The sequence below is a fragment of the Hydrocoleum sp. CS-953 genome (genome assembly GCF_002260545.1).
In the GTDB taxonomy this organism is placed as follows: Bacteria; Cyanobacteriota; Cyanobacteriia; order Cyanobacteriales; family Microcoleaceae; genus Trichodesmium.
In genome coordinates this window covers 1-2,609 of the sequence record NZ_LGSU01000274.1, presented here as the reverse complement: position 1 = coordinate 2,609, position 2,609 = coordinate 1, and the positions used below count along the sequence as shown (strand labels likewise).

The 2,609-nt window shown below is 36.7% G+C and carries 2 protein-coding genes and 2 pseudogenes; 1 reads left to right on the top strand and 3 read right to left on the bottom strand.

Features of this window, described 5'->3' with window-relative positions:
- Positions 1-144: 144 nt before the first annotated feature.
- Positions 145-435 carry a hypothetical protein gene (locus AFK68_RS02465; protein WP_094671358.1) on the top strand — a complete coding sequence of 97 codons (291 nt, stop codon included), beginning with the start codon at positions 145-147 and terminating at the stop codon, positions 433-435.
- An 84-nt stretch (positions 436-519) separates the two neighbouring features.
- On the opposite strand, the pseudogene AFK68_RS02460 reads toward AFK68_RS02465, so the two are convergent.
- The 3 genes and pseudogenes from AFK68_RS02460 to AFK68_RS40890 all read right to left on the bottom strand — a co-directional run.
- Positions 520-820 (bottom strand): annotated as a pseudogene (locus AFK68_RS02460) (FGGY-family carbohydrate kinase); the annotation flags it as partial.
- Between the two features lies 1 nt (position 821).
- Positions 822-1,770, bottom strand: a pseudogene (locus tag AFK68_RS02455) (FGGY-family carbohydrate kinase); the annotation flags it as partial.
- A gap of 1 nt (position 1,771) precedes the next feature.
- A partial coding sequence (locus AFK68_RS40890) for an FGGY family carbohydrate kinase (protein WP_246843947.1) occupies positions 1,772-2,091 on the bottom strand: 320 nt, incomplete at its 3' end.
- Between the last annotated feature and the right edge of the window lie 518 nt (positions 2,092-2,609).

The following is a 2,609-nucleotide window of genomic DNA, read 5'->3' as shown; positions in this document are numbered from 1 at the left end:
CCAGCAACAGGAATTTTTATTCCTGAATTTGTCAAGCATAGCGGTCAAAAGCCAGATGAAAATGGTGTGGTAAAACCTATTAATTATTAAAATTTATCCGAAAAAAATAAAATTTTCCTCAAAATTTACTTGTCTATTAATCCCATGAATCAAGGTACAACTATTAGAGTGAGAACTCGCGACAATTTATTGGAACTTCTTAAAACAGGCAGAAGTGGTTGGTGGATAGTAGCTGAATACCGAGAACCTACTTTGAGATTTGTGGAAGTATATAGTTGGGATGGAGACCTGGTTTTAAAAGGAGAATGCGAACCTAGTCAATTTGAACGACGTGATTTGGATGGTCGTCTTAATCTAGCATTCAAAAATGCCAAAATAGAATTGGTTAACCCACCCTTAATATGGAAAGCGCAAAATTCTGTAAACTATGTCTAGATTATTACTACAAATTTTTGTTTTCTATTTCCTATTCCCTATTTCTAAATTATCAATTAATTCTTCTTCCCTACTCCCTACTCCCTACTCCCTATTCCCTCGTTTTGCCAAAATAGCACTACCATAAGCTGCATCTGTATAAACAGCTTTCATCGTGGGTACTCCTAAATACCGTCCCCGAATTTCTGTAAAAGTAGGATTTTTAGCACCACCTCCAGCAGTATAGACCTTGGTGAGGGTAGCTGCGCTTAATGCTTGCAACAGTTCATAGCCTCGTAATTCAATTCTAGCAATACTTTCAAGTAAACCATGAAGAAAAACTACAGGATTTTCTGGTCTAGGGGTTAATCTTGGTAGTAATTCCGGGTCATTAATAGGAAAGCGANGGGTAGCTGCGCTTAATGCTTGCAACAGTTCATAGCCTCGTAATTCAATTCTAGCAATACTTTCAAGTAAACCATGAAGAAAAACTACAGGATTTTCTGGTCTAGGGGTTAATCTTGGTAGTAATTCCGGGTCATTAATAGGAAAGCGATCGCCTTTTTCCAACAAAGGATAATAATCTAACCCACTTTTAATATTAGGATCTATTTGTTTACTCAAACTTTCCAACTCATTATCAGTAAAAAAATGTCGTAAAACAGCACCCCCAGTATTAGAAGCACCACCGACTAACCACAAATCTCCGAGACGATGACTATAAATACCATATTTAGCATCATCAACTCTAGTACGACTCAAAAGTTTTAACACTAGCGTCGAACCCAAAGAAGTTACTGCTTCTCCCGGAGTATTAGCACCACTAGCAATAAAAGCAGCAATACTATCTGTTGTACCGCCACAAACAACACATTCAGGAGACAAACCAAAATTATTTACAACTTCTGTTGTCACATTTCCGACAGTCGCACCTGGGGTAACTACTTCTGGTAACTGGATACTTTTGCCAACTTCAGAATTAACAAAATTAGTCAACCAGTCTCGATAAGATAAGTCGCCCACATCATAACCCAGTTTCAAAACATTATTATAGTCACTTACTCCCAGTTTTCCATGAAGCAAAAATCCTAACCAGTCTGCTTGATGCAAAAAATAATAAGTTTGGTTTGACAGAGAAATATTTTCAAGCAACCATAACAATTTTGCGAAACTAGAAGTCGCACTAATAACAGGATGATTATCTGGAGCAATACTTTTCAACTTATCCATCATTGCCACTCCCCTACTGTCATTGTAAAGAAGTGCTTCAGTCACAGGTTTACCATAACTATTGCACAATAGTACAGTTGCCGAAGTACCATCAATAGCGATCGCTCGAATCTCCCTTCGTATTTCNATACTTTTCAACTTATCCATCATTGCCACTCCCCTACTGTCATTGTAAAGAAGTGCTTCAGTCACAGGTTTACCATAACTATTGCACAATAGTACAGTTGCCGAAGTACCATCAATAGCGATCGCTCGAATCTCCCTTCGTATTTCCTGGGAAATATTGTTCAGGAGATGAAATAAAGCTTTTTGCCAAACATGAGGCAATTTATTTGACTGAGCATTTTCCCAAGCGTACTGTGTTTGTGCTTTAACTTGAAGGTTAGAGTCAATAACCACAGCACGCGCTCCCGAAGTACCAAAATCAAGTCCTAAGTATAAGTTCATTTTGAGTAAATATCTGTTATTATGTAAAATAGGTTAATATATGCTAAAACTATAACGTTANCCAAAATCAAGTCCTAAGTATAAGTTCATTTTGAGTAAATATCTGTTATTATGTAAAATAGGTTAATATATGCTAAAACTATAACGTTATAGTTTTTAGCTTTGTTGGGTAGAACGGAGTCAAACCCAACAAATCAATATAGTGTTGGGTTTCGTTGCCTCAACCCAACCTACATCTAACTCTGTCATTGTAACAGGAACGCTTCACTCAGAGGTTTACCATAACTATTGCACAATAGTACAGTTGCCGAAGTACCATCAATAGCGATCGCTCGAATCTCCCTTCGTATTTCCTGGGGAATATTGTTCAGGAGATGAAATAAAGCTTTTTGCCAAACATGAGGCAATTTATTTGACTGAGNAAATCAAGTCCTAAGTATAAGTTCATTTTGAGTAAATATCTGTTATTATGTAAAATAGGTTAATATATGCTAAAACTATAACGTCTTAGTTTTTAG